24 protein-coding genes and 2 tRNA genes are annotated in these 23471 nt (G+C 65.0%); 19 read left to right on the top strand and 7 right to left on the bottom strand.

Annotation, left to right across the window (positions count from 1 at the left end; genetic code table 11):
- Window positions 1–15: 15 nt before the first annotated feature.
- The gene (locus tag ASE28_RS02285; protein WP_057264268.1) at window positions 16–1098 is read right to left on the bottom strand and encodes a tetratricopeptide repeat protein; all 1083 of its coding nucleotides are present in this window, start codon (window positions 1096–1098) and stop codon (window positions 16–18) included.
- A 217-nt stretch (window positions 1099–1315) separates the two neighbouring features.
- On the opposite strand from ASE28_RS02285, the gene cysS reads away from it, so the two are divergent.
- From cysS to ASE28_RS02250, 7 genes are all read left to right on the top strand, one after another.
- A complete protein-coding gene (cysS, locus tag ASE28_RS02280; RefSeq protein ID WP_057264267.1) occupies window positions 1316–2695 on the top strand; it encodes a cysteine--tRNA ligase in 1380 nt (459 codons plus the stop codon).
- A gap of 72 nt (window positions 2696–2767) precedes the next feature.
- On the top strand, window positions 2768–3451 hold the full coding sequence (locus tag ASE28_RS02275) for a DNA-3-methyladenine glycosylase (protein WP_057199532.1): 684 nt from the start codon (window positions 2768–2770) through the stop codon (window positions 3449–3451).
- 116 nt (window positions 3452–3567) lie between these two features.
- On the top strand, window positions 3568–4542 hold the full coding sequence (locus ASE28_RS02270) for an acetyl-CoA carboxylase carboxyltransferase subunit alpha (protein ID WP_057199533.1): 975 nt from the start codon (window positions 3568–3570) through the stop codon (window positions 4540–4542).
- Between the two features lie 159 nt (window positions 4543–4701).
- The gene (locus tag ASE28_RS02265; RefSeq protein ID WP_057264368.1) at window positions 4702–6555 is read left to right on the top strand and encodes a methyl-accepting chemotaxis protein; all 1854 of its coding nucleotides are present in this window, start codon (window positions 4702–4704) and stop codon (window positions 6553–6555) included.
- Window positions 6556–6669: 114 nt separating this feature from the next.
- Window positions 6670–7638, top strand: coding sequence for a tRNA lysidine(34) synthetase TilS (gene tilS / locus ASE28_RS02260; protein WP_057264265.1), 969 nt, complete (start codon window positions 6670–6672; stop codon window positions 7636–7638).
- Between the two features lie 146 nt (window positions 7639–7784).
- Window positions 7785–9053 (top strand): aspartate kinase, encoded by a 1269-nt coding sequence (locus tag ASE28_RS02255; RefSeq protein WP_057264263.1) that lies wholly within the window; start codon window positions 7785–7787, stop codon window positions 9051–9053.
- 61 nt (window positions 9054–9114) lie between these two features.
- Window positions 9115–9207 (top strand) — tRNA-Ser (locus ASE28_RS02250).
- An 85-nt stretch (window positions 9208–9292) separates the two neighbouring features.
- Here the strand turns inward: ASE28_RS02250 and ASE28_RS02245 are convergent.
- On the bottom strand, window positions 9293–10000 hold the full coding sequence (locus ASE28_RS02245) for a tyrosine-type recombinase/integrase (protein ID WP_082607827.1): 708 nt from the start codon (window positions 9998–10000) through the stop codon (window positions 9293–9295).
- Here ASE28_RS02245 and ASE28_RS02240 point away from each other — a divergent pair.
- The 3 genes from ASE28_RS02240 (at window position 9972) to ASE28_RS02230 (ending at window position 11387) form a co-directional block, all read left to right on the top strand.
- The gene (locus ASE28_RS02240) at window positions 9972–10433 is read left to right on the top strand and encodes a recombination protein NinG (protein WP_235516020.1); all 462 of its coding nucleotides are present in this window, start codon (window positions 9972–9974) and stop codon (window positions 10431–10433) included. The two genes, ASE28_RS02245 and ASE28_RS02240, sit on opposite strands and share 29 nt — an antisense overlap.
- A 73-nt stretch (window positions 10434–10506) precedes the next feature.
- On the top strand, window positions 10507–10692 hold the full coding sequence (locus ASE28_RS02235; RefSeq protein WP_057264259.1) for a hypothetical protein: 186 nt from the start codon (window positions 10507–10509) through the stop codon (window positions 10690–10692).
- A 2-nt stretch (window positions 10693–10694) separates the two neighbouring features.
- Complete coding sequence (locus ASE28_RS02230; protein ID WP_057264257.1) at window positions 10695–11387, top strand: hypothetical protein; 693 nt, start codon at window positions 10695–10697, stop codon at window positions 11385–11387.
- A gap of 176 nt (window positions 11388–11563) precedes the next feature.
- On the opposite strand, the gene ASE28_RS02225 is transcribed toward ASE28_RS02230, so the two are convergent.
- On the bottom strand, window positions 11564–12313 hold the full coding sequence (locus ASE28_RS02225; protein WP_057264255.1) for a hypothetical protein: 750 nt from the start codon (window positions 12311–12313) through the stop codon (window positions 11564–11566).
- Window positions 12314–12405: 92 nt separating this feature from the next.
- On the opposite strand from ASE28_RS02225, the gene ASE28_RS02220 reads away from it, so the two are divergent.
- From ASE28_RS02220 to ASE28_RS31105, 3 genes are all read left to right on the top strand, one after another.
- Window positions 12406–12482 (top strand) — tRNA-Met (locus ASE28_RS02220).
- A 163-nt stretch (window positions 12483–12645) separates the two neighbouring features.
- Entirely contained in the window at window positions 12646–13458 is an 813-nt protein-coding gene (locus tag ASE28_RS02215; protein ID WP_157421822.1) for a hypothetical protein, read from the top strand.
- 62 nt (window positions 13459–13520) lie between these two features.
- On the top strand, window positions 13521–13859 hold the full coding sequence (locus ASE28_RS31105) for an HNH endonuclease (protein ID WP_082607825.1): 339 nt from the start codon (window positions 13521–13523) through the stop codon (window positions 13857–13859).
- A gap of 683 nt (window positions 13860–14542) precedes the next feature.
- On the opposite strand, the gene ASE28_RS31785 is transcribed toward ASE28_RS31105, so the two are convergent.
- Entirely contained in the window at window positions 14543–15412 is an 870-nt protein-coding gene (locus ASE28_RS31785; protein WP_157421821.1) for a hypothetical protein, read from the bottom strand.
- A 221-nt stretch (window positions 15413–15633) separates the two neighbouring features.
- Window positions 15634–15894 carry a hypothetical protein gene (locus ASE28_RS02210; RefSeq protein ID WP_157421820.1) on the bottom strand — a complete coding sequence of 87 codons (261 nt, stop codon included), beginning with the start codon at window positions 15892–15894 and terminating at the stop codon, window positions 15634–15636.
- Between the two features lie 199 nt (window positions 15895–16093).
- On the opposite strand from ASE28_RS02210, the gene ASE28_RS02205 reads away from it, so the two are divergent.
- The 3 genes from ASE28_RS02205 to ASE28_RS02195 all read left to right on the top strand — a co-directional run bounded on the left by ASE28_RS02205 (window position 16094) and on the right by ASE28_RS02195 (window position 19134).
- Window positions 16094–16477 (top strand): hypothetical protein, encoded by a 384-nt coding sequence (locus ASE28_RS02205; protein ID WP_235516019.1) that lies wholly within the window; start codon window positions 16094–16096, stop codon window positions 16475–16477.
- Window positions 16478–16722: 245 nt separating this feature from the next.
- Window positions 16723–18318: a methyl-accepting chemotaxis protein gene (locus ASE28_RS33410; RefSeq protein WP_057264247.1), complete on the top strand. Its 1596-nt coding sequence runs from the start codon at window positions 16723–16725 to the stop codon at window positions 18316–18318.
- Between the two features lie 195 nt (window positions 18319–18513).
- Window positions 18514–19134, top strand: coding sequence for an SGNH/GDSL hydrolase family protein (locus tag ASE28_RS02195; RefSeq protein WP_235516018.1), 621 nt, complete (start codon window positions 18514–18516; stop codon window positions 19132–19134).
- A gap of 28 nt (window positions 19135–19162) precedes the next feature.
- On the opposite strand, the gene ASE28_RS02190 is transcribed toward ASE28_RS02195, so the two are convergent.
- Window positions 19163–19501, bottom strand: a complete 339-nt coding sequence (locus ASE28_RS02190; RefSeq protein ID WP_057264243.1) for a hypothetical protein — start codon at window positions 19499–19501, stop codon at window positions 19163–19165.
- A 127-nt stretch (window positions 19502–19628) separates the two neighbouring features.
- Between ASE28_RS02190 and ASE28_RS02185 the strand changes: the two genes are divergently transcribed.
- Both ASE28_RS02185 and ASE28_RS02180 read left to right on the top strand, forming a co-directional pair.
- Window positions 19629–20318 carry a heavy metal response regulator transcription factor gene (locus tag ASE28_RS02185; RefSeq protein ID WP_057264242.1) on the top strand — a complete coding sequence of 230 codons (690 nt, stop codon included), beginning with the start codon at window positions 19629–19631 and terminating at the stop codon, window positions 20316–20318.
- Window positions 20315–21694: a heavy metal sensor histidine kinase gene (locus ASE28_RS02180; protein ID WP_057264240.1), complete on the top strand. Its 1380-nt coding sequence runs from the start codon at window positions 20315–20317 to the stop codon at window positions 21692–21694. The genes ASE28_RS02185 and ASE28_RS02180 overlap by 4 nt, the downstream gene beginning before the upstream one ends.
- Window positions 21695–21702: 8 nt before the next feature.
- On the opposite strand, the gene ASE28_RS02175 is transcribed toward ASE28_RS02180, so the two are convergent.
- Complete coding sequence (locus ASE28_RS02175; protein ID WP_057264238.1) at window positions 21703–22527, bottom strand: hypothetical protein; 825 nt, start codon at window positions 22525–22527, stop codon at window positions 21703–21705.
- 130 nt (window positions 22528–22657) lie between these two features.
- On the opposite strand from ASE28_RS02175, the gene ASE28_RS02170 reads away from it, so the two are divergent.
- Window positions 22658–23467 (top strand): hypothetical protein, encoded by an 810-nt coding sequence (locus tag ASE28_RS02170; RefSeq protein WP_157412401.1) that lies wholly within the window; start codon window positions 22658–22660, stop codon window positions 23465–23467.
- The last annotated feature ends 4 nt before the right edge of the window (window positions 23468–23471 follow it).

Raw genomic sequence — 23471 nt, 5'->3', positions numbered from 1 at the left:
TGTCGTGCACCACCATCAGCCGCCGGTGGCTTCCCGCACGATGGCCCAGCGGCCGCCGTTCTGCACCAGGTCCAGCGTCTTGCGGCTGGTCACGTTGAGCGCATCGGCGCTGTAGGCCTGGCGAAAGCGCGCCGTGGCCTTATTGCCGCTCACGCTCACGGTGATGTCGGAGACCTGTACGGTGATCTTGGATTTGCCCACGATGCGCGATTCGCGCTCTTTCTCCCAGGCGGCGCGGGTCTGGCGGCCTGGCGGGTCGAAGTCCTTGTCGTAGGCGCCCAGGTAGGCCTTCATGTCCTTGGCGGCCCAGGCGGCGGCCCAGGCCTGCACGGCGGCGGTGACTTCCTGGGTGGATGCGGGCGCAGCAGCTGCCGCGGCAGGGGCGGGTGCCGCTGCAGCGGGTGCCGGGGCAGGAGCGGGTGTTGGAGCAGGTGCCACTGGAGCAGGCGCCGGTGCGGCGGGCGCAGCGGCTGGGGCCGGGGCAGGGCGCTGCGTGGCGACCACGGCAGGTGCGGGTGAGGGTGAAGGTGAGGGGGCTGCAGCGGCAGGGCGGGCCTTGCCCGATGGGTCGGCCGAGAACAGTTCGCGGATCAGCGCCAGCTTGGGCTTAACCGAGTTGGCGTTGGTCGCGTCGAGCTGCAACGCCTTGTTGTAGGCCTGGCTGGCCAGCTTGGCGTAGATGTCGCCCAGGTTCTCGTGCGCGGTGGCGTAGCTGGGGTTGGTGCGGATGGCCATTTCCAGCGCGGTGCGGGCCTTGTCCAACTGGTTCTGGTTGGCGTAGAGCACGGCCAGGTTGTTGTAGGGCTCGGGCAGCTCGGGGTACTCTTCGGTCAGCTTGGTGAAGGTGGTGATGGCCTCGGTGGGCTTGCCCGAGTCGGACTGGGCCACGCCGCGCAGAAAGCGCAGTTGCGGGTCGCGCGGGCTGGTGGCCAGGCGCTGGTCGGCCTTGGTCAGGGCTTCGCCCGCCTTGCCGGCCTTGAGCAACTGCGTGATGTCGGCGTAGTCGTCGGCCGCATGTGCCAGGGTGGTGCCCACCAATGCCGTCAGGGCCAGCAGGCGCAAAATTCGGGGGAGGGTGCGGCGGACTGGTTGCTTCATGAGGGTATGGAAGGTGATGGACAGCGTCGAACCCTGGCGGGGCTTATACTGCGGCGGATTGTAGCTGAGGGGGTGGTCATGACGGTGCGCTGTTGCCGCTGGTGATTTCGATGGGCGTTCGCTGACGAACGCGCCCCCCGAGGGGCCTGTTCCCGCTGCTGCCGGGTGAACGGGCTTCACCCACACCCCCTTTCGGTTTCCCCCTGACTGACATCCCATGAGTTTGCGCATCTACAACACGCTTTCGCGTGAGTTGGAGAACTTTTCCCCGCTCGAATCTGGCCATGTCCGCATGTATGTGTGCGGCATGACGATTTATGACCTGTGCCACATCGGTCACGCCCGCATGATGATGGCGTTCGACGTGGTGCAGCGCTGGCTCAAGGCCAGCGGCCTGCGCGTGACCTACGTGCGCAACATCACCGACATCGACGACAAGATCATCCGGCGGGCGCTGGAGCGCGGCATCACCATCCGTGCCCTCACCGACGAGATGATCGCCGCCATGCACACCGACATCGCGGCCCTGGGCATCGAGCCGCCCTCCATCGAGCCGCGCGCCACCGAATACGTGCCGCAGATGCTCGCGCTGATCGGCGCCCTGGAAGGCAAGGGCCTGGCCTACCGCGCCAGCAATGGCGATGTGAACTATTCGGTGCGCAAGTTCGACGGCTACGGCAAGCTCTCGGGCAAGTCCATCGACGAGCTGCGCGCCGGCGAGCGCGTGGCCGTGCTCGACGGCAAGGAAGACCCGCTCGATTTCGTATTGTGGAAGGCGTCCAAGCCCGAAGAGCCGCCCGAGGCCAAGTGGGACAGCGCATTCGGCTCGGGCCGCCCCGGTTGGCACATCGAGTGCTCGGCCATGTGCGGCGCCACGCTGGGCGAGACCTTCGACATCCACGGCGGCGGCATGGACCTGCAGTTCCCGCACCACGAGAACGAGATCGCCCAGAGCGAAGGCGCCAACGGCAAGCCCCTGGCGAAGTTCTGGGTGCACAACGGTTTTGTGCGCGTGGACAACGAGAAGATGAGCAAGTCGCTCGGTAACTTCTTCACCATCCGCGAGGTGCTGGCGAAGTACGACGCCGAGACGGTGCGCTTTTTCATCGTGCGTGCCCACTACCGCAGCGCCCTGAACTACAGCGATGCCCACCTGGACGACGCGCGCCAGGCCCTCAAACGCCTGTACACCGCGCTCAGCCTGGTGGCCCCGGCCCCTGCGGCCGCCATCGACTGGACCGCGCCCCACGCTGCGCGCTTCAAGGCGGCCATGGACGAGGACTTCGGCACGCCCGAGGCCATGGCCGTGCTGTTCGACCTGGCGGGCGATGTGAACAAGACCCGCTCGGCCGAGTTGGCCGGGCTGCTCAAGGCCCTGGGCGGTTGCCTGGGCATTCTGCAGGGCGAGCCAGAGGCCTTCCTGAAGGCCGGTGCCGGGCTGGACGAAGCCGCCATCGGCGAGCAGATCGCTGCCCGCGCCGCCGCCAAGGCCGCCAAGAATTTCGCCGAGGCCGACCGCATCCGCCAGGCGCTGCTGGCCCAGGGCATCGTGCTCAAGGATTCCGCCGCTGGCACCACCTGGGAAGCCGCCCAGTGACCCGCATGCCCCCGATAGAACAACGCATGAACGAAGAGAACAAGAACAACCCCCATGGCAGCGGCAAGAAAAATGGCTAAAGAGGAACTGTTGGTACCTGCCGCGATTGCTGCGGCCGCGCCGGCCGTGGCCGTTTCCACGCCCGCCTACTGGGCCGAGGCCTGCAAGCACCTGATGAAGAAGGACCGGGTGATGAAGCGCCTGATCCCCCAGTTCGGTGACGCCGCGCTGCAGACCCAGGGCGATGCCTTCACCACGCTGGCGCGCTCCATCGTGGGCCAGCAGATTTCGGTGAAGGCCGCGCAGACCGTGTGGGAGCGCTTTGCCCAGCTGCCGCGCAGCATGAAGCCGGCCAGCGTGCTCAAGCTCAAGGTGGACGACATGCGCGCGGCCGGCCTGTCGGCCCGCAAGGTCGACTACCTGGTCGACCTGGCCCTGCACTTCGACGGCGGCAAGCTGCACGTGAAGGACTGGGCCTCGATGGACGACGAAGCCATCATTGCCGAGCTGGTGGCCATCCGCGGCATTGGCCGCTGGACGGCCGAGATGTTCCTCATCTTCTACCTGATGCGCCCCAATGTCTTGCCCCTGGACGACGTGGGGTTGATCGGCGGCATCAGCCACAACTACTTCTCGGGCGAAACCGTGAGCCGCAGCGAAGCCCGCGAAGTCGCCGAGGCCTGGAAGCCATGGGCCAGCGTGGCGACTTGGTATATTTGGCGATCCATGGATCCGCAGCCCGTCGTGTCGTACTGACGGCCCGCTCCAGGGCCCATTTCTTTACAGGCGTCAAACCCAACTCGTAACGCGTCGGTTACAGTGCGTGCCTCATTCATGGCACGCGCCCCCGGCGCGACCCAAGGAGAACAACGTTGGCGAAAAAGACCTTTCTGGATTTCGAGCAGCCGATTGCCGAACTCGAAACCAAAATCGAAGAACTGCGCTACGTGCAGACCGAGAGCGCCGTCGATATCTCGGAAGAGATCGACCAGCTGAGCAAGAAGAGCCAGCAGCTCACCAAGGACATCTACGCCGAGCTGTCGCCCTGGCAGATCACCAAGATCGCCCGCCACCCCGAGCGCCCCTACACGCTCGACTACGTGCGCGACATCTTCACCGACTTCGTGGAACTGCACGGTGACCGCCACTATGCGGACGACCTGTCCATCGTGGGCGGCCTGGCACGCTTCAACGGCCATGCCTGCATGGTGCTGGGCCACCAGAAGGGGCGCGACACCAAGGAGCGCGCCATGCGCAACTTCGGCATGAGCAAGCCCGAGGGCTACCGCAAGGCCCTGCGCCTGATGAAGACGGCCGAGAAGTTCAAGCTGCCAGTGTTCACCTTCGTCGACACGCCTGGTGCCTACCCCGGCATCGACGCCGAAGAGCGCGGCCAGTCCGAAGCCATCGGCCGCAACATCTTCGAGATGGCGCAACTCGAAGTGCCCATCATCACCACCATCATCGGCGAAGGCGGCTCCGGCGGCGCGCTGGCGATCAGCGTGGCCGACCAGGTGGTGATGCTGCAGTACGCCATCTACTCCGTGATCAGCCCCGAGGGCTGCGCCTCCATTCTCTGGAAGACCAGCGAGAAGGCCCAGGAAGCGGCCGACGCCCTGGGCATCACCGCCCACCGCCTGAAGGCCCTGGGCCTGGTAGACAAGATCGTGAGCGAGCCCGTGGGCGGCGGCCACCGCGACCACAAGCAGATGGCCGCCTTTTTGAAGCGCGCCCTGGGCGACGCCTTCCGCCAGGTGGCGGACCTCAAGACCAAGGACCTGCTGGACCGCCGCTACGAGCGCCTGCAGAGCTACGGCCGCTTCAGCGATACCAAGTCAGAGCGCTGAGCCTCTGCCTCCAACCCCACAACAACGGCCCTTCACGGGCCGTTGTTGTTTTTTGTGCCGGCAGGAAGGCGCGGGCGCCAACCCTCTGGCGCCCCAACGGTAACCGGATGTAGCATGGTGAATCGCCTGCTGGGTGGTGGGTGGATCGAAGGGGGCTGCATGTCGTTCCTGAAGACTCTCAAGGGCCAGATCCTCCTGGTCTCCATTGCCTGCCTGGTGGCGGGGCTCTTGGCCCTCACGGTGGCCAACTACCTCACGGCGCGATCCCAGGCGCAGGCCTCGCTGGCCGAGGAAAGCCTCGCCACAGCGCAGAGCCACGCCGAAACCATTGCCGAGTGGGCGCGCGCCAAAAGCGGCATCATCGTCGCGTCGGTGCAGTCCTTTGCCGAGGCCGAGCCCGCCAAATCCCTGGCCATGCTGCGCGATGCGGGGCAGTTCAGCACCGCGTACTTCGGCTATGCGGACAAAAAATACGTGTTCTCCGAAGCGCGCAGCCTGCCCCCCGACTACGACCCCACAGCGCGGCCCTGGTACCAACAGGCCGCCAAGGCTGGCGCGCCAGTGGTCACGCCACCGTATATCTCCGCGTCGGACCAGAAGCTGGTGGTGACCTTCGCCGCTCCCGTGGGCAACGGCGCGGCGCTGAAAGGCGTGGCCGCAGGCGATGTTTACATGGAGTCGGTGGTGGCCAATGTCGCCTCGATCCGGCCCACGCCGCAAAGCTTTGGATTCCTGGCTGCGTCGGATGGCAAGATCATTGCCCACCCCGACGTGGCGCTCACGCTCAAGCCAGTGACGGACCTTTCCAAGGATCTGAGCGCCGAGAAGTTGCTGCAGGTCGCCAAGGACAAGGGCGTGCTGCGTTCGGAGATTGGCGGACGCAGCCGGCTGTTGAGTGTGGCGCCTGTGGCTGGCACGCCCTGGATGCTGGTGGTGGCGCAGGATGAGAGCGAGGCCATGGCGCCGATCCGCACCATGCTGGGCACCTCCATCGGCACGGGCATCGTGGTGCTGCTGGTGGCCCTGGTGGTGCTGGCGGGCATCCTGTCGCGGCGCTTGCGCCAGCTGACCCTGGTGCGCGACGCCATGCACGAGATCGGGGCGGGCGACGGCGACCTGTCGCGCCGCATCGACGCGCAGGGCGAGGACGAGCTTGCGCAGATCGCCGCCAGCTTCAACAGCTTTGCCGGCAAGCTCGCGGGCGTGCTGGCGCAGATACGCGACGCCAGCAACTCGGTGCGCGTGGCCGCCGAGGAGATCGCCACCGGCAACCACGACCTGAGCGGGCGCACCGAACTCACCGCGTCCAGCCTGGAAGAAACCTCGGCCTCCATGCAGCAACTGACCGAAACCGTGCGCCACAACGCCGAGGCCGCGCGCCAGGCCAATCTGCTGGTGGGCCAGGCCTCCAGCGTGGCCCGGCATGGCGGCTCGGTGGTGGGCAACGTGGTGAGCACGATGGACGAGATCAACGCCGCATCGCGCAAGATCAGCGACATCATCGGCACCATCGACGGCATAGCCTTCCAAACCAATATCCTGGCCCTGAATGCCGCGGTGGAGGCCGCCCGCGCCGGTGAGCAGGGCCGGGGCTTTGCCGTGGTGGCCAGCGAGGTGCGCAGCCTGGCGCAGCGCAGCGCCGAGGCGGCCAAGGAGATCAAGCAGCTCATCAGCGCCTCGGTGGAGCAGGTGGCCACCGGCTCGCGGCTGGTGCACGATGCCGGCGCCACCATGACCGACATCGTCAACTCGGTGCAGCGCGTGACCGACATCATGGCCGAGATCACCGCCTCCACCAACGAGCAGAGCACCAGCATCAACGAGGTGGGCCAGGCCGTCTCGCACCTGGATCAGATGACGCAGCAGAACGCCGCCCTGGTGGAGCAGAGCGCGGCGGCGGCGCAAAGCCTCAAGGACCAGTCGGTGCGCCTGTCGGAGGTGGTGGGCACCTTCCGCCTGTCGGCCGATGGGGGCGCGCACGCGGCGCCCCGGCTTGGCGCGCCGCACGGCTGAGGCGCCAGCGCGCGCACTGATAATCGGCAGCCATGCGTTGCCGCCCCGTCCCTTTGCTCCATTGCGCCTGCCCCTTTGCAGGCCGCGCGGGTGAGGGCGCGGCATGACCATCCCATGACCCAGACCTTCGACGCCGCCATGGCGGCCTTTGCGCCCGTGCTGCCGCTGGCCGTGGGCCTGAGCGGCGGTGCCGATTCGACGGCCCTGCTGCTGGCCTGCGCGCGGCGCTGGCCGGGGCAGGTGCGGGCCATCCACGTGCACCATGGGTTGCAGGCGGCCGCCGACGGCTTCGAGCGCCATTGTGTGGACCTGTGCGCGCGCCTTGCCGTGCCGCTGGCGGTGCAGCGCATCGACGCCCGGCCACAGCCGGGCCAGAGCCCCGAAGACGCCGCGCGCCAGGGCCGCTATGCGGCGCTGGATGCAGCGCTGGAAGCCCCGGCGATGGCGGGCACCGCAGCCGTGGCCCTGGCCCAGCATGCCGATGACCAGGTGGAGACACTGCTGCTGGCCCTCTCCCGCGGGGCCGGGGTGGCGGGCCTGGCGTCCATGCCCGCCCGGTGGGATCGCGCGGGCCTGCCCTGGCACCGCCCGCTGCTGCGCGTGCCGGGCCAGGCCGTGCGCGACTGGCTGCTGGCACAGGGGCAGGTGTGGGTGGAAGACCCCACCAATGCCGACCTGCACTACACGCGCAACCGCATCCGCGCGCAGATCCTGCCCGTGCTCGAAGCCGCATTCCCCGCGTTCCGCGACACGTTTGCGCGGTCTGCCGACAATGCCGCGCAGGCCAGTGCGCTGCTCGACGAGGTCGCCCAGGCCGACCTGGCCGTGGTGGGTGTACCGCCGCAACTGGCCGCGCTGCAGGCCCTCCCCCGTGCCCGCCAGGCCAATGTGCTGCGCCACTGGCTGCGCAGCGCGCACCGCACCACGCCCAGTGCCGCGCAGCTGGCCGAGTTGCTCGGCCAGGTGGCTGCCTGCACTACGCGGGGCCACCGCATCCACCTCAAGGTGGGTGCGGGCTTCGTCGTGCGCTCGGGCACCGGGCTCGATTGGTACAATCCCCAGGTTTTGGTCCCTGGGGACTGATCCGTGTCGTCCTGATGAAACCAGCGCTGGTTTCGGCAGGAAACCACGGGCCGGTCCCTGCTTTCCCATCTGCACGAAAAACAGCGGCGCGCCAAAACAGTGTCCAACCGGCGCCGTGGCAAGTGTTTCGTCACCCCAGAAATCCAATGGCATTGATCGTTCACAAATACGGCGGCACGTCGATGGGCTCCCCCGAGCGCATCCGCAACGTCGCCAAGCGCGTGGCCAAGTGGGCCCGCGCAGGCCACCAACTGGTGGTCGTGCCCAGCGCCATGAGTGGCGAAACCAATCGCTTGCTCGCCCTGGCCAAGGAGCTTGCGCCCGCGCGCGCCACCGAGGCGTACAACCGCGAGCTGGACATGCTGGCCTCCACCGGCGAGCAGGCCTCGTCCGCGCTGCTGGCGATTGCGCTGCAGGCCGAAGGCATGGGCTCCGTGAGCTATGCCGGCTGGCAGGTGCCCATCCGCACCGACAGCAGCTACACCAAGGCGCGCATCGAGTCCATCGACGACCAGCGCGTGCGCGCTGACCTGGCCAATGGCAAGGTGGTCATCGTCACGGGTTTCCAGGGCATCGACGACGACGGCAACATCACCACGCTCGGCCGTGGGGGCTCTGACACCTCCGCCGTGGCCGTGGCCGCCGCGATGAAGGCCGCCGAGTGCCTGATCTACACCGACGTGGACGGCGTGTACACCACCGACCCCCGCGTCGTGCCCGAAGCGCGCCGCCTGCACACCGTCAGCTTCGAAGAGATGCTGGAGATGGCCAGCCTGGGCAGCAAGGTCCTGCAGATCCGCTCGGTGGAGTTTGCAGGCAAGTACAAGGTGCCCATGCGCGTGCTGTCGAGCTTCACGCCCTGGGACATCGACATCAACGAAGAAGCCAAGTCCGGCACGCTGATCACTTTTGAGGAAGACGAAAAAATGGAACAAGCCGTTGTATCCGGCATCGCATTCAACCGCGACGAGGCCAAGATCTCCGTGCTGGGCGTGCCCGACAAGCCAGGCATCGCCTACCAGATCCTGGGCGCCGTGGCCGATGCCAACATCGAAGTCGACGTGATCATCCAGAACCTGAGCAAGGACGGCAAGACCGACTTCAGCTTCACCGTGAACCGTGGCGACTATGCGCGCACCGTCGAGCTGCTCAAGGAAAAGGTCGTGCCCGAGCTGGGCGCGCAGGAAGTCGTGGGCGACGCCAAGATCTGCAAGGTAAGCATCGTCGGCATCGGCATGCGCAGCCACGTCGGCGTGGCCAGCAAGATGTTCCGCGTGCTGAGCGAAGAGGGCATCAACATCCAGATGATCTCCACCTCGGAAATCAAGACCTCGGTCGTGATCGACGAAAAATACGTCGAGCTGGCCGTGCGCGCGCTGCACAAGGCTTTCGAGCTGGACCAGCCCGTGGCCTGATTGATCCAACAGCCCCCATCTCGGCTGAAGTGCTCCAAAAATGGGGCATAATAGCTGGATTGGAAACGTGACCGAGTGGCCGAAGGTGCTCCCCTGCTAAGGGAGTATGGGGTGTAGAGCCTCATCGAGGGTTCGAATCCCTCCGTTTCCGCCAAAACCGAAACCCCTAAGTAGTTGATCTGCTTGGGGGTTTTCTGTTTTCTGGCTTCCTGCCCTTCGACGCTGAACCTATTCAGGTCCTAAATCATGTTTTTTCGGGCTTCTGATGTGTGCCCTATTGCTTGGTTCACCGCCGCCAAATTGGATCCCTTGTCAGCGCTGGGAATCCACTTGGCATAGCCCCGCATCATCACCTGTACCGAGTACCCGTGCTGGTTCGCCACCCAAACCGGATTGGCGCCCGCCATCAGGGCCAGGGTGACGCTGGTGTCGCGGCATTCCTTTGGCGGGCGGTAGCGCACTTGGCTGGTCCGCAGGCTCCTGGTCCACACCTGCAGCTGCTTTTGCTCATCCACGTAGGCGCGGCTGGTGGCGGGGTTGTAGAACACCTGCTTGCCCACGGCCTGGGTGCGCGCCCGTTGGCGGTGTAGCACGGCCAGCGCACGGCCGTTCAACTCCACCTCGCGCTCGACGTGGGTCTTTGTGCGCTCCTTGTTCTGCCCCATCACCCTGGCCCGCCGAACGACCACCCGACCGAGGCGCAGGTCCACGTCCTCCCACATCAGCGCTATCTGGTCGCTGGCGCGCAGGCCTGCGAACATGCTGAATTCGAAATAGTCCTGAAACACCTCTCCCCACTGCTTGCCGATGGTGGCCAGGATCTCCTCCACCTCGTCGGGCGCGAAGGGGTCAGACTGGCCCTTCTGCACCTTTATGTTGTCGATGCCGGCGGTGGGGTTGGGTAGGGTATTCGGGTGCTTGCAAACCAGCTCGAAGGCAGAGGCCAAGGTAGGCCGCGCGGAGTTCCGCCGCCGCAAGGAGGCCGTCAAGCGCCTGCCCGAGCTGATCGCCGAGGCGCAAGAGGCTTTCAATGCCTACATCCGCGCGCGGGACCTTGGACTGCCGTGCATTTGCTGTAGCCAGCCCTTCGAGCCCATGAAGCCGGGCGGGTCGGTGGATGCGGGGCACTTCCGCAGCCGAAGCACCGCCGGACACCTGCGCTTCAACGAAGACAACGTGTTCGCCCAGCGAAAGAACTGCAACCGCCCAGGCGGCACCACCTATGGCGCGTTCCGTCAGGGAGTTGTGGCCAGGATCGGGGAAGCCCGCGTGCTGGCGCTGGAGACAGACAACCGGGTTCGGAAATGGACGCACGACGAGGTGCGCGGCATCCGGGACGAGTACCGCCAGAAGCTGAAGGACCTGGAGGCCAGCCGATGACGTGCCCCGACTGCACCCAGGCCGAGACCAAACGCCATTGGGGGGGTATCACGCCCGCTGCCAGCGCTGCAAGGTGCGCGCTCTGGCCAACGGGCCGCAGTTCTGGGCTTCCCTGCGCCAGCGGGCCCTCACCGACGCATACCGGGGCGAGCTGCACGACGTGTTCGGCCCCGAGAACATCGCCGCCGGCCATGTCGCCGTGAAGGCAGAACACGCGCGCATGCAGGCGCTGAGCAATTCCAGAAAACCAAAGGGGTGAAGATGACCGCGACAGCAGATTTTGACGAGCGCCTGACCCTCGCCGCGAGCAGCAGCGACCTGACCGTGAGCCTGGAGCGCCGCGGCGACGTGGACCTGCTCATTGCCGCCGGCAAGGCCCCGTTCCCCGTGGGCCGCATGGTGTACCAGCTGATGACTGAATGGGGCGGCTGCGCCAAGCCCAAGCGCCTGACGCACGAGGACATCCAGCGCCTTGCCGAGACCATACCCCGGGTGACCATGGGCAAGAAGGGGCGCAAGGTGCAGGCCCTGGACCTGCCTGGTGCACGGGCCGCGGCCGAGGAGCTCTTGGCCACCGAGCGCCGCCGCATCCTTGGGCGCCTGAAGAGCCTGCCCGCGCTGATGGACCCGCATGCCGGGCTTTTGCCGTGGGTGGTGGCGCGCGGGATGGCCGACCCATCTGTGAAGCTGCTGGACGTGCTGGGCTGGTGGGCCGACCGCAACTGCACCGCCTGCAATGGGACCATGTGGCAGGTGCTATCAGGCACCAACGTGCAGAGCAAGACGCCTTGCAAGGTGTGCCACGGGTCGGGCCGGCGCCCAGTGCCGCATGGGGAGGATGGCCGGGCAATCAGCGAGCACATCGAGCGCAATGTGGATCGGGCGAGGGCTGGCGCACGGCGGGCGTTGAAGAGCGTGCCGCTGTTGAAGCACTTTGCCGCGGGAAAGGTGTGATAGCATTGCGCCCGTCAACGCAGACGCCAACGATATCGGCGTCTACCGTTGCAGATCAGCAGACCTGCAGGCCCTACGAAAGCACCACCCGGCGGGGAGCCGGGACCGGCAAACCTTCGTAGGAATCGCACGCCCAGACATTTCAAGCCCGCCAGGTTCACGCCTCGCGGGCTTTTTTAATACTCCGTTAGGTCGGGCTTCGGCGAAAGCACTCTCACCGCTGTGTACTGCATGTCAACGGTGAACTTTTGCGATCCAAGGTTTTGTTCGCCATCGACAAAAGTAAACGTCATTTCGCTGGTTTCACCTTCATCGTGGTCGATAACAAACTGCATGGAGAAACCCTGAGTGCGATCCAAATGGTCTACGTTTTCAGGTGAGTGAGGAATAAAAAGAGAGTCGGTGTAGATGGTCAAATCTGAGCACGCATGCCCAATGTTTGTCACCCGTAGTTTATGAATATGCTTTCTGTTGTCAGGCATGCGGTCGTATCCATCCGATTTGAACTTGAAGACTGGTTGTGCCTGCCGCGTACGGTTGTCTGCGGCAAGCTTCGCAGCGGCTTGGTTAGCGTCAAAAACTTTCGTGTCTAGCGTGTACTGATCTTGTGTGATGCCCACTAGCCTGCCCTGTTGTTGCACAGAGTTTTCGAGTTCTTGGAGCTGAAGCAACAAGGCATCTGAATTGATTTTGAGTTCGCGCCCCTGCTGAAAATAGCCGAGCACAAGCCACCAGATCGCCAAGGGGCCGAACGCACCGGCTAGAAAGTCGCCAAGCTCATTAAGCTTTACGTCAGGGGCGCGCAAAGCTCCCCACTTGCCGTTCACCAGCCAATTCAGAAAAAACAGATAGGCCACGGATCCTGCGATTCCAAGCGCCGTCACTACCCAGCCCAAAGCGGGGCGTTGATATTTTTCTTTCTCCATGCTTTTCCCTTCAAAGAGCTAGAAGTGTGCCAAAGACATCGGCAGGCTGCCCGAACCCCCTAGGTTCGAGGCACACCCGCCGCAACCATTTCCGCGATGTAGCTCAGCCAGGTAGAGCAACGGGTTCATACCCCGTATGTCGGCCGTTCGAATCGGCCCATCGCAACCATTCATCGACCGCATCCCGACAGCCAGCGTCGGCGGCAGGCGGAATCTCCCCGCAAGCTTTGGAGCTGGAAAGCGAACGGCAGTTGCCACCCTCAGGGGAAGTCCGATGGCGATAGATTGACTGAAAATAGGTGGCGTACCATGTCGGAAATAGAGGATTCCAAATGGCCACTACAAACCTAATTGCCGATGTCGGCCCGGCCCTTGTGGCTCACGTGTCTTCTGCTGACACGCTCTTTCGAGACAGGGTATTGCGGGTTCGTGCTGAGAGCATGGCACACGGGGTGTTGCATGGCTCGCGCACGACTATGGCCGTTTTCGAGGCTGGTAAGTCTGTTTTTGACATGCACGCCAAAGTCCTTTATGAGGACGTTCTGCAGTTGTCTGTTTCCTACTTGGGAGATGAAGCGGGTTCTCGAATTCAAGAAATTCAGGAGCTGTACAGTGCGGTCGCCGACGCAATTGCAAAGCAGCTCTTTGGCATTGCGACTAGTTCGGTGCCCGCGATCCAAGACGGATTCCAGACTCAGTTTGAATCCAGCTTCAACGATCGTGTGAAGGTCGTCACCGAAAGCTACGTCGCGCGGCTGAGGATGGACGTGCCAGGCAAACTTCGAGCGCTGATGCCAGCGCCTCAAGCGGTGTTCCATGGCCCCGTTGCAACCGCTGTTGTCGGGAACAGCAACACCGTTCACAGCAGCCAGCATGTTGGCATGTCAGGGGATAGCTTGGCGGCTTTGTTGAAGGCGATATCGGAGCTTCGCAGCGTGGTCGAAAGCGATACCACGATTGCTGAACAAGAGCGCGCGGCCCGACTGCGTAGCTTGGAAGTGCTGGAGAACGAGGCTGAACAGCCATCGCCGAGTAAGTACGCCCTTGGTGGGTTGCTGAATGGCGTGTCCGCCTGGACGCAAGGGATGGCGGCTGCGCCAGGGGCGGTAAGCGCTATCAATGAGTTCCTTGCCAGGCTGGGATAGAGTTTATTTGCAAACCAAAAGTGCCACCTTCGGGTGGCTTTTTCGTTTCCGAGGGGTAGAACATGGGCCGCCTGCAGACCATCAAGCCCAGGCTGACCGCCATCAACTCCAACCCGGTTCGAGTTCTTGCCACGAAGGCGGGAGTATCCGAACGGGTGAGAGGTAGCGCATGGATGGCCCGCAAGGCCGCAGTGCAGGAGCGCGATTGCTTCACCTGTGCCGCATGTGGGCTGGTGAGAGCTGACCACGACGTGGATCACATCGTTCCCCTTGAGCAGGGTGGTGATGCCATGGCGCTAGCAAACCTGCAACTGCTGTGCTCTGGGACAGACCGCTGCCACGCGAAGAAGACGGCGCGAGAGGCCGGACTGAGGGCGAGTCGTGGATGGAGTCAAAAGTAGGGCGGAGCCGAAACCCCGCCCTCCCTTTAAAGCAGTATCCCGAGGATTGCCAAGATCGCGTTGACGGGGAACGTCAAAGCAACCTTCAGCTTTCCATGCTGCACACTGAGCGTGATCATGGATCACTCCAGGTTCGCGTCAGCGGGCCCGCCAACTTGTACAGAGTCGGCATTTTTATCGTGCCTTGCCGGGCACTAGCTGCCTGCCTGCCTAGGATGGCTTAACAGCGGGTTCGGCTCCAGAGTTAAGCGCTTGTCCGCGGCACAGCCGTAAGGGGCGCTTACCCCGTTCACCTTCAGCCCCTTGCGAGGTCCGGGCGGCTTGCGGCCACCGGCGACGAGTGTAGCCCTCCTCAGTGGTGCAAACGGTCAGGGAAAACCGCCAGGGGGTAGGCGGGGGAAAACTCCAAAACCTGGAAAGCCAGGAAACCCCGTCGTATCCCACGCGCGCCAAAAACCCCCTGTTTGAATTCCAGCCAGGGGAAATCAAAGAATCAAAGGATTGAAAAATGCCTCGTGGTGGAGCCCGACCCGGTGCTGGCCGGAAGCGGAAGCCCGCCCCAGCGACCCCTGCAGCTGGTCCGGTGGTGGACGCCCAGGGCTACAAGACCGACGCCGCGCCCGAGGGCTGGCCGTTCGGAAAGGAGCCGCCAGCTGGATTGCACCCCAGTCGACTTCAGCCCCTTAGCAGCGCAGACTTGTCGCACCGCTCGCGCCGGTGTAGCGGATCTCGAAAGGTTGAGCCAAATTGATGATTGTGGGAACGGCTGCAATAACGCCCTCCTTTGAACCGGGCGAGACCAGTTGTCCTGAACCACTCCAGCCACCGGAAGGCACCAGCACCGCAGAATCGGCATCGAAGGTGTACAACGAAACATCAACCGTGTTCGTGCCTTGGATGAAGAACAGTGAGCTGGTGAAGAAGTACGGATTTCCTGCAGTTGCAGTTACCCGCATGTTGATTTTGCGGTTGTCTGGCTCAACCGTGAAATCCCCAGAAAGCGATTGGCTCGAACGCGCTTCAAGAACACCACTGCAAGTGCGGCCAACTGCGGCCACGTTCACGACCTTCACAGAGTAAGTGGCCGTCAGGGGTTGCCCTTGATGCGTGAAGCTGGCAGTGGCAACGGCGTTGACATCGGCCGTAACACTGGAGGCGGTGAAGACGCCAGAAGATGATATCGAGCCGGCCGACGCAGGCACCACGGTCCATGTAGGATTTGCGGCGACGGTTGTTCCATCGGCATTTTGAACGACAGCCGCCAAGGTGATGGAGCTCGACTCATTTACCGTAGTGGGACCGGATAGTTTGAGCGAGGCAGTTGTGCTTTGCGAAACCGCCTGAGGCACGAACGTAACTGAGTTCGGATCCCATTTGAACGTCACATCCCAGTTGCCGGCGCCAGGTACAGCCAAGCGCTTGATGACAATGGTGTCCTTCCCGGTGCTCTGAAACGACGAGCCGGACACGTCGATTTCGATTGCCGATGCTGACAGCGCCAGCGTTGATGCGATGGCTGCGCAGGCTGCTTTGATTGCCCAGGAAGATTGCATTTCGATTCCCTATGAAAAGCGACTATCGTAACCAGTCGTATCAGCGAAGCAAGGAATACTTCCCTCGTCTAACTCACCCGATTGGGTGATGGATCTGTTCGGCGATGCATCGTCCCGCCAAGGCGTTCAGCAGGCCAGCGTTAGCCCGAAATGGCAAGGTGGTTTGATGGGTATCGGCCTCGTTGCCGACCCGCAGGGCGCGGACGCAAGGGATGAATTCCCTACCGAAACAGCGCAAACCAGAGCAGCGGCCCCACGATCAGGGCGCTCGCTGCGCTGAGGACGGCTTCGGTTTTGGGGTTGAAGCGCCCCGATGTCTGCGCGACCTGCTGAACCAGCCAGCCCACACCGCTGCTCAATGCAAGCAGGTAGGCCAGGTTCAGCGCGCCGGCAAGGCCCACGGTGCCCGGTGGCGTGCTCATTGCTGCAAAGGCAATGGGCGGAACAAGACAACAACAGATGGCAACCACGATCCAACGCATGGTTTCCTCCTTGTGGATGGCGATTCATTGTGCGGTGCGGGCAGGTTTTCAGCCATCACCGATTTGGGGGAGGGAGGGCAGAGCGCTCGCACGCCCGAATCAAGTTGGTACATTTCGCCGTGGCTTTGGACCGGTTCTTGAGCCCATCGATGGGGCCGGCCGCGATCAGATGGCGCACGCAGGGGGAAAAGAGGGAATGTTGAAAAGCAAGTTCATGCGCTGGCTCCTGTTGCTGCCGGCCGCATTCGCGGTCGCCTTCCTGGCGCAGCGCCTGACCAAGGTCATCAGCGCCTGGCAGATGGGCCATGGCGTGCTCGGCACGCTGCTCATCGAACTCGGCTCCGGCGCCATGCTGGGGGCGGTGTTCGTGCTGACCGGCGTGGCCATGGCGCCTTCGCACCGCCGGCAGGTGGCGATGGCGCTGTTCACCATCGTGGCCATCGTCTTCGGGATCACGGTGTTCACCGCGCTCCTGTTCGAGGGGGAGATGTGGGTCTACGCGAATGGAACAGCGATGCTTGTGGGCGCACTGGCGGTGGCCTACCCCCGGATCTCTGCCTCCAGCGCATCGCGCAGGGTGTGAAAACACCCAGCGTTTTAGGCCGGGGTGGCAAGAAAACGCTTGCCAGCCGGCCGCAGGAGGCGCAAGGTATTGGCATTGAAGGATCTTCCCCAGGTCAGTGTGGGGCCAAAAATCCATAAAAAATGACCGGTGCAGACAGCCAACGACCGTTGGCTGGCAGGGAAGGGGCAGGGCAAATCACGCTTCAGACCGGCCTCGGCCGGCGGATTGCGCGCATGCGCGCCCAACACAGGGAGAACTTCGCGATGAATTTCCTGCAAAGCCTGAGCATCAAGACGCGCCTTGCTATCGGCTACGCCGTCCTTGCATTCGCCCTCATCCTGGTGGCGATCATGGGTGTACGGGGGCAGTCCCTCACCCAGCAGAATCTGGAGGTTCAGGTCAACCACCTGGACGTGATCAAGGGTCTGGGCAACAGTGTTCTCGATGCCGCCAATGCCAGGGCCGTGTCGGCGCGCAACCTGGTGATCGCCAGTTCCAAGCCCGATGCGGACGCCGAACTCAAGCTGATCGGCACGGCCCATGAAGCCGTGGGCAAGGGGCTCAAAAACGTGGAAGAGGCCCTGAAGGCCGCGCCGCCCGATGCGGCCGTGCCGCTGCAAAAGCTGCTGGCCCAGGTCAAGGAGACGGAGGCGGCCTACGGCCCCATTGCCCTGGAGATCACGCGCCTGGCGAGCGCGGGCGAGAAGGATGCAGCCATCCAGAAGATCAACGCCGAATGCCGGCCGCTGCTGACCCGGCTGGTCGGCAACATCGACGCCTTTCTGGCAGAAAGCGACAAGGTCAGTCAGCGGGCCATCGACCAATCGATGCGCCAGTTCGAATCCCTGCGCATGCAGCTCATTGTGCTGAGTGTTGCCGTGGTCATTTTTGCCGTGGTGATTGGCTACCTGACCACGCGCTCCATCGTTGGGCCGCTGGGTGAGGCGAGTGCTGCGACCGAGGAGTTTGCCAACGGCAATCTGGCACGCCCGATGGTGACCCGTGGCAACGACGAGATCGCTGCGCTCGTGTCCGCCATGGAGGCCATGCGCCAGAGCCTCTCGGGCCTGGTGGCCGGCGTGCGCGAGGGGTCGATGAGCGTGTCCACCGCCAGTTCGGAGATCGCCCAGGGCAACCAGAACCTGTCGACCCGCACGGAGCAGCAGGCCAGCGCCCTGCAGCAGACGGCCGCCTCGATGGAGCAGCTCGGCTCCACCGTCAAGCAGAACGCGGACAATGCGGTCAACGCCAACCGGCTGGCCCATTCCGCCTCCACCATCGCCCAGCAGGGCGGGGAGGTGGTGGCGCAGGTGGTGGAAACCATGAAGGGCATCAACGACTCCAGCCGCAAGATCAACGACATCATCAGTGTGATCGATGGCATCGCCTTCCAGACCAACATCCTGGCCTTGAATGCCGCCGTGGAGGCCGCACGCGCGGGTGATCAGGGCCGTGGCTTTGCGGTGGTGGCTGGCGAGGTGCGCACCCTGGCCCAGCGCAGCGCCCAGGCGGCCAAGGAGATCAAGCAGCTCATCACCGAGAGCGTGGGCCGCGTTGAGCATGGCACGGCCCTGGTGGACAAGGCCGGCGCCACCATGGGCGAGGTGGTGGCCAGCATTGGCAGCGTGACCCGCCTGATGGGCGAGATCAGTGCCGCCAGCTCGGAGCAAAGCTCGGGCGTATCGCAGGTGGGCGAGGCCGTGACGCTGATGGACCAGGCCACGCAGCAGAATGCGGCCCTGGTGGAAGAGATGGCGGCCGCTGCATCGAGCCTGCGCACGCAGGCCGACGACCTGGTGAAGTCGGTCTCGGTCTTCAAGATCGACGGCAGCGGGCAACCGCAACTGCTGTTGCACTGAGCCCGGCAGGCGAGCGCCTGCGGTGGGCTGCACTGACCGGCTCGCCCGGCTTTTGCGTCCGGGCCGGCACCGGAGTCCGGCACCCAAAAAAACAGGTTCTCACAACTTTTCTGCGCGCCTTGCAGTTCAATCAGGTCCTGTACGCCTCCCTTGTCCCATCGCGGCGTTTTTGCAGGAACCTGAATGATCAAAGCCATGCTCATCGGAGACTCGGTCCTCTACGGCGCTCAGGGCGCGGGGCGCCTGGCCGTCCCGCCGCGCCAAACCCTGAACACCGCCCAGGCGGTCTATGACTTCTGCTACGACCATTCCATGCCGGGCGCCAGCTTCGCGCTGCTGCTCTCGGATGACCCTGCCGGGCGTGCGTTGGCCGGGCTACCGGGCGGTATCGCCCTGGCCGACCTGCTGGCGGCAACCGATGCGGGCGCCGTGCTGATCAACCTGGGCGGCAACGACAGTGCGGACCCCGAAGTCCTGCCCGCCAACGTGAAGCGCGTGGCGTCTATCTGCAAGCTGGCCGGCAAGGCCTTCGGCTTCGTGGGCGTGATCGACGTGAACGTGGCCTCTTCATATGCCTACGAGCCCCTGGGCACGAGCTTCTGGGATTCGGGCTACCTGGCCAGGGTGTCCGGCATCGCCGCCGTGGCCGAGCTGCTGCGCCAGACTTGTGCCTACCAGGACTACCCCTATGTGGACGTCCGTAACGGCGTGACCATCAGCGACTGGGACGGCGTCACCGGCGACATCGTGCACCCCAGCCAAGCCTACAGTATCCAGATCTTCACGCACGTGGCACACATCATTGCGGGGACGTGACGTCTCATCAACCGCGCGCTGCGGTGGCTCAACCGCCCGCGCCATGCATCTCCTGCAGGCGCCGCTTCTCGGCGTCGGTCATGCCGAGGTATTCATCCTGCACCTGCTCCCGGGTCTTGGCAGGGGCCGTCTTTGGCGTTGGCAGTGCCATGCCGCGCGAAAGCAGGGCCAGGGTGCCGTCCTTGCGGGCGGCCTCGATCTCGCCGAGCACTTCGCTGCGCTGGCGGTTGCTGGCCTGCTGGTGGTCGGGGTGCCGGGTGTAGCCGATCTCTCCGCCGGCCGGGTGGTACACCGCCGAGGCTTGAACGGGGGCCGCGATGGTCAGGGCGGCCAGCGACAGGAGGAGGGCTTTGCGTGCGGTGTTCATGGTCTGTATCCTTTCGGTTGGTTGGGTGAATGGACCTCACTGTAGAAAGCCACCACCGTCCAAACCCCCACGCGCAGATGACGAATTTGTAATCCGCGTGCAGACCCGGTTCTTCGACAATCCGGGCATGAAAATCCTGCTCATCGAGGACGAGGTCAAGCTCGCGCAGTACCTGCGCAAGGGGCTCACCGAGGCGGGCCACGTGGTCGATGTGGCGCACGACGGCGTCGATGGCCTGCACCTGGCGCTGCAGGGCGACTACGCTGTTCTTGTGCTCGACGTGATGCTGCCCGGCATCGACGGCCTGAGCCTGCTGGCCGCACTGCGCAAGACGCGCCAGACCCCTGTGCTCATGCTCACCGCCCGTGTTGGCGTGGACGACCGCGTGCGTGGCCTGCAGACCGGGGCGGACGACTACCTGGTCAAGCCCTTCGCGTTCTCGGAGCTCGTGGCCCGCATCGATGCCATCGTGCGGCGTGGCCAGACCGGCGTGCCGGCGGGGCAGTCTGCGGCACTGCTGCGGCTGGCCGACCTGGAGCTCGACCTGCTGCGCCGCAAGGCCTCGCGCGCTGGCCAGGCACTGGCCTTGACGGCGCAGGAGTTCCTGCTGCTCACGCTGTTTCTGCGCCGCCAGGGCGAAGTGATGTCGCGCACCGAGATCGCCTCGCAGGTCTGGGACATGAATTTCGACAGCGAGACCAACGTGGTCGAGGTGGCGGTGCGCAGGCTGCGCAGCAAGATGGACGTGCCCTTCCCTGCGCCCCTGTTGCACACCATCCGCGGCATGGGCTATGTGCTGGAGGAGCGCGCGCCATGAGGGAGGGCGCACCGGCGCCGGTGTCGCCGCGCTCGCTGCGCAGCCGGCTGTCTTGGTGGCTGGCGGTGCAGAGCTTTGCCGGGCTGGGCGCTGTCTGCCTGGTGGTCTACCTGGTCACGGCCGCAGGTTTCGGGGCCCGGCAGGACGATGCACTGCGGCAGAAAGAAGGCATCCTGCGGCATCTGCTGGGCAGCGAAGAGGCGCATGCCGCCTCCATGCCCCAGGGCCGGCATGCGCTCGATGACTTCCTCGCCGGGCATGAGAACTTCCGCCTGCAGGTCACCGGGCCCGATGGGCAGCAGGTGTACCCACCGGCGCCCGATGCCAGGCCCCTTGCGGCCTGGCGCGAGCTGCGCTTCGAAGTGGCCCGTGCGGCCGCCGCGCCATCGCAGACCGCAGCCACGCTCCAGGTGCAGCTGCGCATGGATGTGCAGCCCGACGATCTACTGCTCGGCCGCCTGGCGGCCACCCTGGTGCTGGCGGCCCTGGCTGGCACTGTGGTCGTCTCGCTGGGTGGCTTCACGCTGGTGCATCTGGGCCTGGCACCTGTGCGGCAGATGGCCGCGCAAACGCGCCAGCTGTCTGCCTCCACGCTGCACCAGCGGCTCGACGGCGCAGGGCAACCGGCCGAACTGCAGCCGCTGGTCGAGCAGTTCAACGCGCTCCTGGGCCGGCTGGAAAAGGCCTATGCACAGATGGAGGGCTTCAACGCCGACGTGGCCCACGAGCTGTGCACGCCGCTGGCCACTCTGTTGGCCAGCAACGAGCTGGCCCTGCGCAAGCAGGGCAGGGACCGTGGCCCGCAAGGCGGGGGCGAAGTGGCCGAGGTGCTGTCTTCCAACCTCGAAGAGCTGCACCGCCTGACCGGCATCGTGAGCGACATGCTGTTCCTCTCGCAAGCTGATCGGGGCGCCCGTGCGCGCCGCGCACCGGTGGCCAGCCTGGCCGCCGTGGCCGCGCAGGTGGCCGACTACCACGAGGCTGCGCTGCAGGATGCGGGGCTCACCCTGCAGGTCGTGGGCGATGCCGCAGGCGACTTCGACGTGCCGCTGCTGCACCGCGCCCTGTCCAACCTGATCGGCAATGCCACGCGCTACGCCGCACCGGGCAGTGCGGTGCGGGTGCGCATTGCCCAGCAGCCTACAGGGGCCGTGCAATTGGTGGTGGAAAACACCGGCCCCGATGTGCATCCCCAGGTGCTGGAGCGGCTGTTCGACCGTTTCTTTCGGGGTGACACTGCGCGCAGCCATGGCCAGAAGAACCACGGCCTGGGCCTGGCGATCACGGATGCGATTGCCCGCATGCATGGCGGGTGCGCGGTGGCCAGCTCGGCCGGGGGCGTCACGCGCATCGGGCTGGTATTGGCTGCCGGGTAGTTGCCGGCTCAGAGCGCGGCAATATCCGCCATCTTGCGCGCGCACACCGATGCCCAGGTGGCTTCGAACACCCGGGTCGTCTTGCGGCTTTCGATGGCGTGGAATTCCGGATCGCCCGATGCGTAGAAGCGCCGGAACCCCTCGTACGCGCCGAACGCATTGCGTGCATCGATCTCGCCGCACAGCATGTGCAGTGGGCCATCGCTGACGAACAGGTTGCGGAACTGGGCGGCGTCGGGGTCTTGCATCCGGGAGGTGAGGGCCTTCGTGGCACCAGCGAGGAACCGGGCGTAGTTGCCTGCCTGGATTTCCTCGCGCTGCGTGGTGCGCGCGTGCATGCTGTCGAGCAGGGCGCCACTGGCCACCTTGCCGTTGCTGGTGATGGACGTGATCCGGTGATCTGCACGACCCAGGTTGCAGTACACCGGCTTCTTGCCGGACAGCGCGGGCCAAGTCACGGACATTTCGCTGGCCGACGAGGCTTCGGCGCTTTCCGTTGCCTCGGCCTCGCGGCCCCGGGCCACGGTGATCAGCCGCGTGCACAGGCGCACTGCTTCGGCCAGGGGCAGAGGCGGGAGCTGCGCTGTGGTGGGTGCGGGCGCCGGGTTGGGTGCCGCGGCAGGCGTGGATGCGGGCGAAGGTGTGGGCGTGGCCGTAGTCAATGCATCCGCAGGCCTCCTGGTGGCTTCCTTGAAGCACGCCAACCGCTTCTTTGCATCGGGCAGGCGGTTGCAGGCCTCCAGTAGCAGGTCCGACGGCTGTGCGGTCACCAGGGTCGTGGCAACTGCCAGGGCAAGTGGTACGGCGCTGCGCCAAGGGACGTTGTGGGGCATGGGCGGCAAGGTGGCGGGGCTGTCTGGACGATCAATTCTAGGGGCCACGACACTGAGCGTCCGCAGTGCGCAGGATTTGTATGATGCGCAGTACCGCGCTGCGGTTGGCGTGGGGCAAAGCGAGGCAGAAATGCGGCGATTCGGGCGGGTGGGCTTGTGCGGGTGCGTGGCGCTGCTGGGGATGTTCCCGGCGGCCTGGGCTGCGCCGCCCACGATTCAATGGGAGGTGCTGGAAAGGCAACTGGAAGATGCCAGCGTCCGCCGTGCCCTGCTGCGGGCCCGCCTGACGGCCGACCCCACCGCCGCCGACGCGGACCTGCTGGGCTACGAGATCCTGGCACTCAACCAATCCGTGCGGCAGGCGGAGCGGGCGCTCAGCTATGCGCCCACCCTTCCCGTGTCGGCCGAGCCCTTCGATCCCGTCTACCGTGGGCCCGTACCAGAATCCATGCGGCGGATCGCCCGCATCAAGCCCGCCATCTGGGCAGGCCTGGCGGACGATGAGCGCCTGGCCATTTCGTCGAAGTGGAGGGTGGAGCTGCTGCACGCGGGCCGGTACGGCTGGATTGCGGACGCCCAGACAGTGGATGAGTCCACGCCCGGCACCACGGGCGGGGCGGTGCTCGGCGGTGTCTTGGGCCAGGCCGCGTATGTCGACCGGGCGTTTCGCCCGGGCAACAACTACTCGGCCGGCATGCAGGTGCTCGCGGGCGTGCTGGGTGCGGTGGCGGGCTCGGCGATGGACCGGCCGCCCACCCCATCGTTTCGCACGCGCTACCACGTGCGCACGGAAGACGGCAGCATGGTCGCGGTGGACCAGAACCGGAGCGACCCCTTCCGCATGCCGCTGTCCACCTGCGTGGAACTGCCTTCCCTGTCCGACGGCGACCCCTCGCTGTGTTCGCAGACCATCGAAATGGTCCGCAGCAAGTATCTGTAGGCGG

It is taken from the genome of Acidovorax sp. Root219, from assembly GCF_001428665.1.
GTDB lineage: Bacteria > Pseudomonadota > Gammaproteobacteria > Burkholderiales > Burkholderiaceae_C > Acidovorax.
This window is presented reverse-complemented; position numbering and strand designations above follow the sequence as displayed.

What these genes read in the sequence shown, in the direction of transcription:
- ASE28_RS31105 (WP_082607825.1), top strand. Translation starts at nt 13,521, where the DNA reads ATGGGCCGCCTGCAGACCATCAAGCCCAGGCTGACCGCCATCAACTCC.
- ASE28_RS02175 (WP_057264238.1), bottom strand. Translation starts at nt 22,527, where the DNA reads ATGCCCCACAACGTCCCTTGGCGCAGCGCCGTACCACTTGCCCTGGCA.
- ASE28_RS02195 (WP_235516018.1), top strand. Translation starts at nt 18,514, where the DNA reads ATGCTCATCGGAGACTCGGTCCTCTACGGCGCTCAGGGCGCGGGGCGC.
- ASE28_RS02210 (WP_157421820.1), bottom strand. Translation starts at nt 15,894, where the DNA reads ATGCGTTGGATCGTGGTTGCCATCTGTTGTTGTCTTGTTCCGCCCATT.
- ASE28_RS02285 (WP_057264268.1), bottom strand. Translation starts at nt 1,098, where the DNA reads ATGAAGCAACCAGTCCGCCGCACCCTCCCCCGAATTTTGCGCCTGCTG.
- ASE28_RS02215 (WP_157421822.1), top strand. Translation starts at nt 12,646, where the DNA reads ATGGCCACTACAAACCTAATTGCCGATGTCGGCCCGGCCCTTGTGGCT.
- ASE28_RS02265 (WP_057264368.1), top strand. Translation starts at nt 4,702, where the DNA reads ATGTCGTTCCTGAAGACTCTCAAGGGCCAGATCCTCCTGGTCTCCATT.
- cysS (WP_057264267.1), top strand. Translation starts at nt 1,316, where the DNA reads ATGAGTTTGCGCATCTACAACACGCTTTCGCGTGAGTTGGAGAACTTT.
- tilS (WP_057264265.1), top strand. Translation starts at nt 6,670, where the DNA reads ATGACCCAGACCTTCGACGCCGCCATGGCGGCCTTTGCGCCCGTGCTG.
- ASE28_RS02255 (WP_057264263.1), top strand. Translation starts at nt 7,785, where the DNA reads ATGGCATTGATCGTTCACAAATACGGCGGCACGTCGATGGGCTCCCCC.
- ASE28_RS02275 (WP_057199532.1), top strand. Translation starts at nt 2,768, where the DNA reads ATGGCTAAAGAGGAACTGTTGGTACCTGCCGCGATTGCTGCGGCCGCG.
- ASE28_RS02225 (WP_057264255.1), bottom strand. Translation starts at nt 12,313, where the DNA reads ATGGAGAAAGAAAAATATCAACGCCCCGCTTTGGGCTGGGTAGTGACG.
- ASE28_RS02230 (WP_057264257.1), top strand. Translation starts at nt 10,695, where the DNA reads ATGACCGCGACAGCAGATTTTGACGAGCGCCTGACCCTCGCCGCGAGC.
- ASE28_RS02190 (WP_057264243.1), bottom strand. Translation starts at nt 19,501, where the DNA reads ATGAACACCGCACGCAAAGCCCTCCTCCTGTCGCTGGCCGCCCTGACC.
- ASE28_RS33410 (WP_057264247.1), top strand. Translation starts at nt 16,723, where the DNA reads ATGAATTTCCTGCAAAGCCTGAGCATCAAGACGCGCCTTGCTATCGGC.
- ASE28_RS02180 (WP_057264240.1), top strand. Translation starts at nt 20,315, where the DNA reads ATGAGGGAGGGCGCACCGGCGCCGGTGTCGCCGCGCTCGCTGCGCAGC.
- ASE28_RS02170 (WP_157412401.1), top strand. Translation starts at nt 22,658, where the DNA reads ATGCGGCGATTCGGGCGGGTGGGCTTGTGCGGGTGCGTGGCGCTGCTG.
- ASE28_RS02185 (WP_057264242.1), top strand. Translation starts at nt 19,629, where the DNA reads ATGAAAATCCTGCTCATCGAGGACGAGGTCAAGCTCGCGCAGTACCTG.
- ASE28_RS31785 (WP_157421821.1), bottom strand. Translation starts at nt 15,412, where the DNA reads ATGCAATCTTCCTGGGCAATCAAAGCAGCCTGCGCAGCCATCGCATCA.